Source organism: Methanospirillum sp., assembly GCF_028679455.1.
Lineage (GTDB): Archaea > Halobacteriota > Methanomicrobia > Methanomicrobiales > Methanospirillaceae > Methanospirillum.
On the sequence record NZ_JAJRBM010000123.1, the window covers coordinates 1 to 6,588 of the forward strand.

6 protein-coding genes and 1 pseudogene are annotated in these 6,588 nt (G+C 46.5%); 3 read left to right on the forward strand and 4 right to left on the reverse strand.

The window, feature by feature from the left end; translation table 11 throughout:
- From LUQ50_RS04220 to LUQ50_RS04230, 3 genes and pseudogenes are all read left to right on the forward strand, one after another.
- Positions 1-209 (forward strand): annotated as a pseudogene (locus LUQ50_RS04220) (ABC transporter permease); the annotation flags it as partial.
- 78 nt (positions 210-287) lie between these two features.
- Entirely contained in the window at positions 288-1,184 is an 897-nt protein-coding gene (locus LUQ50_RS04225) for an ABC transporter ATP-binding protein (RefSeq protein ID WP_300036651.1), read from the forward strand.
- Positions 1,177-1,974 (forward strand): ATP-binding cassette domain-containing protein, encoded by a 798-nt coding sequence (locus LUQ50_RS04230; RefSeq protein ID WP_300036654.1) that lies wholly within the window; start codon positions 1,177-1,179, stop codon positions 1,972-1,974. The genes LUQ50_RS04225 and LUQ50_RS04230 overlap by 8 nt, the downstream gene beginning before the upstream one ends.
- 550 nt (positions 1,975-2,524) lie before the next feature.
- On the opposite strand, the gene LUQ50_RS04235 is transcribed toward LUQ50_RS04230, so the two are convergent.
- From LUQ50_RS04235 to LUQ50_RS04250, 4 genes are all read right to left on the reverse strand, one after another.
- Positions 2,525-3,340 carry an XdhC family protein gene (locus LUQ50_RS04235; RefSeq protein WP_300036656.1) on the reverse strand — a complete coding sequence of 272 codons (816 nt, stop codon included), beginning with the start codon at positions 3,338-3,340 and terminating at the stop codon, positions 2,525-2,527.
- 15 nt (positions 3,341-3,355) lie between these two features.
- Positions 3,356-4,159, reverse strand: a complete 804-nt coding sequence (locus tag LUQ50_RS04240) for a DUF364 domain-containing protein (protein ID WP_300036659.1) — start codon at positions 4,157-4,159, stop codon at positions 3,356-3,358.
- Positions 4,160-4,333: 174 nt separating this feature from the next.
- The gene (locus LUQ50_RS04245) at positions 4,334-4,744 is read right to left on the reverse strand and encodes a hypothetical protein (protein WP_300036662.1); all 411 of its coding nucleotides are present in this window, start codon (positions 4,742-4,744) and stop codon (positions 4,334-4,336) included.
- Between the two features lie 147 nt (positions 4,745-4,891).
- The gene (locus tag LUQ50_RS04250) at positions 4,892-6,322 is read right to left on the reverse strand and encodes an MFS transporter (protein WP_300036664.1); all 1,431 of its coding nucleotides are present in this window, start codon (positions 6,320-6,322) and stop codon (positions 4,892-4,894) included.
- Positions 6,323-6,588: the final 266 nt, after the last annotated feature.

Consider the following 6,588-nt stretch of genomic DNA (forward strand, 5'->3'; position numbering starts at 1 on the left):
TGAGTTTTCTCGGTCTTGGGGATCCCATGGTCATTGACTGGGGACAGATGATTGAGCAGTCGTATTCATCAGGAGGGTTTGCATTAGGGCTCTGGTGGTGGCTCATTCCACCAGGTCTTGCCGTAGTTGGAATTTCTCTATCGCTTGCTCTTCTGGGGTACATCAGTGAAGAACACGTTAATCCACGGCTTGAGGTGAACCGTTTATGACCGAAACCTGCCTCATTTTTCGGAAGGAGGCACAGAGTTATGGCTATCCTTGAGATATCCAATCTACGGGTGAGATTCATGAGCCAGAGTGGAATTATCCATGCCGTGGATTCGGTTGACCTCTCAATGGAATCAGGAGAATCATGGGCACTTGTCGGTGAATCAGGGTGTGGAAAGTCGGTCCTCGGCATGGCAATAATGCGGCTTCTCCCATCAAACGCAACCATCGACGGGAATATACGGTTTCAGCAAACCGATTTGAGAGAGGCAGATGAGCACAAGATGCAAAGTATTCGGGGAAAAGAGATTGGAATGATTCCCCAGAACTCTGCCATGGCACTCAACCCGGTCATGACAATCGGCCGCCAGGTAACTGAATCGCTTATTCTTCATCAGGGAGTGTCCAACCACGCTGCGGAAGTCACTGCAATAAGCCTGCTTGAGAGTCTGGGAATTCAGAATCCGGAACGTGCAATGGTACGGTATCCTCACGAATTTTCCGGGGGGATGCGTGAACGCATCCTGATTGCAATGTCTCTAATATGCAACCCGATACTGCTTATTGCTGATGAACCCACAGCAGGTTTGGATATCCTTATCAGGAATCAGACTCTTGAACTGCTCAAAGAACAGTCCCAAGGTAAAACACTCCTCCTCATAACTCATGATCTCGGGTGTGCACATGCCCTTTGCTCCCAAATTATCGTGATGTATGCCGGAGAGATCGTGGAGTCTGGGCCGACCAGCGAAGTTTTGTCCTATCCAAAACACCCATACACCCTGGGACTGTTGGCATCACTCCCCTCTGCAGGACTTCACCCAATTCCAGGGCTGAGTCCTTCTCCTACTAACTTTCCTCCTGGTTGCAGGTTTTGTGAACGATGCCAGTCGGTAGTAGAGATCTGCTACACGAAGCATCCACTACTTCGTATGATCGACGATTCACGTCAGGTCAGGTGTCTGCGGCATGATTGAACTTGATACCATAACAAAAACGTATTCTTCAGGTTATTTTTCAAGAGATTCCAAACTGGCAATAGATGATGCTTCCCTCACCATTGAAAAAGGGGAAACACTAGGACTTGTTGGTGAGAGCGGGTGTGGGAAATCCACCCTTGGGAGAATAGCAATCAGATTGCTAGAACCCTCTCGTGGGAAGGTATGGTTCGATGGCATTGAACTTACCGCGTTATCCAAATCCGCTTTACGGAGAATGCGTCCCCAAATGCAGATCGTGTTTCAGGATCCCGATACCGTCCTGGATCCCCGGATGACTATCGGTGACAGTGTCGCTGAACCCATCAAAATCTGGCATCAGTCTTCCCGTCATGAAGTAACAGACAAGGTACTTGAACTGCTGGATACGGTCGGACTTCAACAGGATCTAATATCGCGATATCCGTTTGAGTTAAGCGGAGGACAGAAGCAACGGGTATCATTGGCTCGAGCATTGGCATTGGATCCGGAATTTTTAGTAGCAGATGAACCTACTTCAGCACTCGATCTCTCTGTTCAGTCCCAGATACTCTGTTTATTAAAAAATATTAAAAAACGGACGAATTTTACCCTTCTTTTTATTTCCCATGATCTTCAGGTCATACAGAGTATGGCAGACCGGGTTACCGTCATGAAAGAGGGAAAAATATTAGAAACACAGAAAACATCAGATCTTTTTACGTCTCCCAAGCACTCGTATACCAAGCAGCTGATAGCAGCATCATATGCCAGCGAGGCATGGTTCGGAAAAAATGTAAAAGATGATTAACTTGATATAAACATGCACTGATTCAAATCATAATTAATAAATTTGGGCATTCGTTTGTGAAAAGAACAATCTGAAGCCCAGATTTCGATACCTATGTTAGTGTTTCAACTTGACTCTTCGACGTTTGGCGGGAGTGAAGTATTTGAGGATCCACTCATCCATCATTGTCGACTTCGCACCCTTGGAAAAATCTCTATGAATTATTTGGATTTTAATTTTCGATTATGCTTATTGTCTGGTCTCTATATATACTTTTGAAAAATACATTGGCTTCGGAGACAATGGTGCGAAGTCGACAATCATGGTTCCTGCTGATAAACAATTTCCGTAACACGCTTCAATAACTTCCTTTTAGACCATATCTTTCTGTACAAGTAAGAATGAGTCAAACCTGATGCCAGAGTTATCTACGACGTGATAACCGTAAGTTCAAAGTACCCACATGAAAGTCGATAATCCGATCAACCTCATTTCAATCAGCGTTGAAAAATTTGTTGAAGAAAGACTGAACGAAATCAGAATTTAACGGTCACACACCGGCCAGCCGGCGTTATGACCAGTCCCGTCTCATGTGCTCGAGTTTTCCACCCCGCATTACAACCACGACCTCTGCCATGAGTGAAAGGGCAATCTCCTGCGGGAGATTTTTACCAATTTTAAGCCCAATCGGGCAGTAGAGCCGGTCATCAACAATGCCCCCACGCTTCTTAATGTTCTCTATCAGAACTGAAGCCTTGCTGACACTGCCGATCATTCCGATGTACGGAAGTTCCTGATGCTTCAGGAGCTGCTCCAGAACCTCCTCATCATGCTCATGCCCGTAGGTCATGATAACGCAGTAACTTCTGCCATACAGGTTGATATTCGGTTCAATTGCAGTAAACGGGGCACATATTACCTCTTTCGCCTCGGGAAACCTCCCGGGATCAACAAACTCGGGTCTGTCATCATACACCCGGTATGGAATCGCGAGCACCTCACAGAGTTTTCCAAGATGCAGCCCGACATGACCCCCGCCAAAGATCACTACCTCGGGCTCGACAAGGATCGGCTCGATGAAAACAGTCAGCGATCCGCCACAGACCCCGAGTGAGGTGTCATCATCATCGGCCTTCCACTCGTCTCCATCCCCCTTTGATACAAACCGTTTCGTGATGCAGATCTCTTTTTTGATCGCATCCTGGGTGATACCCATACAGGATAACTCAACACCGCCACCTCCGACAGAACCTGCGATCTCGCCCTTATTGCTGACCGCCATCTTGGACCCGACCTTGCGTGGGGTTGAACCTGATGATTCGATGATCGTCACTAATGCACAGGGAACACCTGCTGCATGCCATTCAGATATCCGTTGAAGCCACATTTTCTCTATCCTCTGTTATCTCGTCTCCCCTGCCAGTTCTTTGAGCCGTTCGCATAGTCTTCCCCCCTCCCGGACAAGGTTGATCTTCTCAAGCGCCCCGGGTGGGGAGTATGCGATGCTCCCTCCCCCGAGTTCGGCATACCGTGCCATCAGGGTCCAGTCACTGACCAGGGTTACTCCCAGAAGGTCAAGCCCGCAGTCAAAGAACACCGGACTCGGCGGCACCGTCGGCCCCATCATAACACGGACTTGTGCGTTTGGTGTTCTCTGGATAACCGCTTCAAGCGTCTCGTTTACTACCGTAAGCCCGCTCATGAGCACGATCTGAGCCTCAGCAAGGACTGCTCCGGCATCGTTCCAGTGGATGTCACCAGGCCGGGGAAAGAGTTCAACGATGTTCACCGGCCTTCCCATCTCACGCCATTCTGCAGCCTCTCTGAAGTACCCGATAAAGCAGGTCGGTACCCGTGCTGCTGCAGCCTCTACCATCATGACTGCATTCCCTGCCATAATACTGGTAGGAACAGGAAGCAGTGACTTCAGGCACGCCATCCCGACCGCACGTCGAAGGGTCTCTTTGCATGAGAGGAGTTCGAGTGCTGATTCGAGAGCAGGTTTTCCAAGCCAGTCACCCATCCATGAGTCCATCCCCGGCTTATCTTCAAGGCCCGGCATCCCCCGGAATATCGTAGAAAGAGACCATCTACCGGTCTTCACGAGAACCCAGTTTGTATAAATTCTGATATCCTCGATAACCTGCCCACGGTCTGCAGAAGCAGCGATGGCATGGATGAGATGATTATATTCGGGAATGGTCATGAATACTAGATAATTGTTTAGGATTTGTACTAAATAAATAATACATGTAAAAATAGAGGGAAGTAACCTTCAGGCGAGGGAATGATATCAGAATACAGGTCAGAAATATCCTGCACCGTTAATACCCCTGAATCGTAAAGCGGTACACGTCAATATATTACCGAAAAAAAGAAATTATGAAATCCTGATGAAAGTATCTATTGCTACACTTATCGGATCATTATCATTCAGGTAGGTAACCTCCAATTCATCAGGACTTATGATCTTACCAGATGAATACCCGTTATTCTTCTCAACAAAAGAGAATTCAGTCCCGTTTGAATTAATTACACCCGCTAAATCATCAATAACATCGGTGCCATTATGATCCGTATATCGTGAGTATCCAGCGAAAATCCGATTATTCTGTTCAGTTATGTTCAAGAAGAAGAACCCACCTTCCTGCTCAGAAAACCCGTTTTTCGCATTATATTCAGAATAAGGCCCCGTCCAGTTACCAACGAGATTCGGGACATCAGCAGTAGTGATACCCACGATGCAAAAAAGTGCAGCAAAGAAACAAATTCCACCAACCAATCCTCTCATGCGATATCTTCTAGACATACACATATATATAGTAATTGTCCATCCCCCAATGAGCCCTTCTGAATGTTCCAAGTACTGGTTATGTCAGGCAGGGTTCAGAGAACTAGAGGCTCTTCATGGCTTCAGGGTGTTAGGTGTCTTTTAATACTACGCTACTTTTCGATTCAGGGCATATGATACATATGCTCCTGGAATACACAAAGCACCGGTAACCATCACTGCTACGGCAGCTGCCCATGAAAGCAGCCCGGCATCAGCCTGTAACACTGGTCCGAAATATCCTACACCGTGTAGAACAACGGTCATCAGCATCGCAGCAATCGTCACCCCGCATGTACTGCCCAGGCATCCGGCAGTGGTAGAGACACTTGAGGCCAGAGCCATCTGTTCTTTGGGGAGAGCATTCATGACGTCGATACTCTTCTGGCCCTGAAACAGACTGGCACCAATGCTACGCACAACCATCAGGAACAGGATGAAACCCATGTTTATCGTTACCAGTGCATAGCCGGTCAGAAGACTCGCAAGCGATACGATCAGCAATCCTAAGCAGGCAAGGTAGTTCCAGTGATACCGGTCGATGATCCATCCTGTCGCACTGGACGCAAATACCTGGACAACCGGGGATATCATAAGAATCATGCCTGTCTCCAGGGAACCCATACCCATTACTCCTTCAAAGTAAAACGGAATTAGCGTAATGAGCGAAAAGTTAGAGATCCCAAGAAGCATACTACCCGTAACTGGCACCATGTATCTCCTGTTCCTTATTATGGCCAGATCAAAGAGTGGTCGTTCACACCTCTGTTCATGAACCAGGAATACTGCACCAGACACCAGGAATGCTCCACTGGAGAAAAAAATGAGGACTGTATCGTGAGTACCTGGCTGTACTGCTCCAAATATTACAAAGAAGAGGACTATCAGTGAGCTCAGGCTCATTGCTCCTACCCAGTCGAAATAGGGATCCTGAGATATCTGCTCTGGAATTTTCAGATACTTTAAATTAGCAAGAAAGAGCATAACCCCCAGGGGGACGTTAACGAAAAAAATAAATTTCCAGCCCAAACTGTCATTAATGGCCCCTCCAAGAGCCGGACCACACAAAGAACAGATGGAAAAAAGAGATCCGCTCAGCCCGAGCGCTCTTCCAATCTCGTGTGATGGGAATACACTGAATATGATGACACTGCTGATTCCGGCAATCATTGATGAGCCCAGCCCCTGCAGAATACGAAAGAAGATCAACTGATACAGGTCGGTAGAGAGACCACAGCAGAGTGAACTCAGGGTAAATATTACTGAACCGAGCGTGAATAGCCTGCATACTCCGAAAATTTCTGACAGTTTTCCACAGATGATAAACAGGCTGGTCATGGTGATCAGGTACGCAGTCACGACCCACTGAGATTCGGCCAGACTTGAGTGAAAAACCGTGGTAATTGTGGGAAGAACGATATTGACCATACTGCTGTCAAGACTCGCCATAATCGAGTCAATAAGGACGATAGCCAGGATGATATAGCGATGCTGATATGCAAAATCAGAGATCACATGGGATGGAGGTGATATATTCATAATTACCTAACAACTGAGGTGATCGAGAGTCATAAACTTTGGTAATAGGTTAGTATGTTATCGACACTTGGCATGTATATTATAATTAACGATATGACAATCAGTAAGTATACTAACTTAAAGAGGTCCACCTCAGGTGTACACCATAAGATCAGGGTTATCATCGAACATTCAAAAGTGCTATGAGAATTATAATAATTATATTTATTAGAGTATTTATAAAATACATTACACATTTAGAAGGAAGAAGCACTAACAGGATGTAA

Excerpts from the sequence above, each read along its gene's own strand:
- LUQ50_RS04230 (WP_300036654.1), top strand. The coding sequence starts at position 1,177 with ATGATTGAACTTGATACCATAACAAAAACGTATTCTTCAGGTTATTTT.
- LUQ50_RS04245 (WP_300036662.1), bottom strand. The coding sequence starts at position 4,744 with ATGAGAGGATTGGTTGGTGGAATTTGTTTCTTTGCTGCACTTTTTTGC.
- LUQ50_RS04250 (WP_300036664.1), bottom strand. The coding sequence starts at position 6,322 with ATGAATATATCACCTCCATCCCATGTGATCTCTGATTTTGCATATCAG.
- LUQ50_RS04240 (WP_300036659.1), bottom strand. The coding sequence starts at position 4,159 with ATGACCATTCCCGAATATAATCATCTCATCCATGCCATCGCTGCTTCT.
- LUQ50_RS04225 (WP_300036651.1), top strand. The coding sequence starts at position 288 with ATGAGCCAGAGTGGAATTATCCATGCCGTGGATTCGGTTGACCTCTCA.
- LUQ50_RS04235 (WP_300036656.1), bottom strand. The coding sequence starts at position 3,340 with ATGTGGCTTCAACGGATATCTGAATGGCATGCAGCAGGTGTTCCCTGT.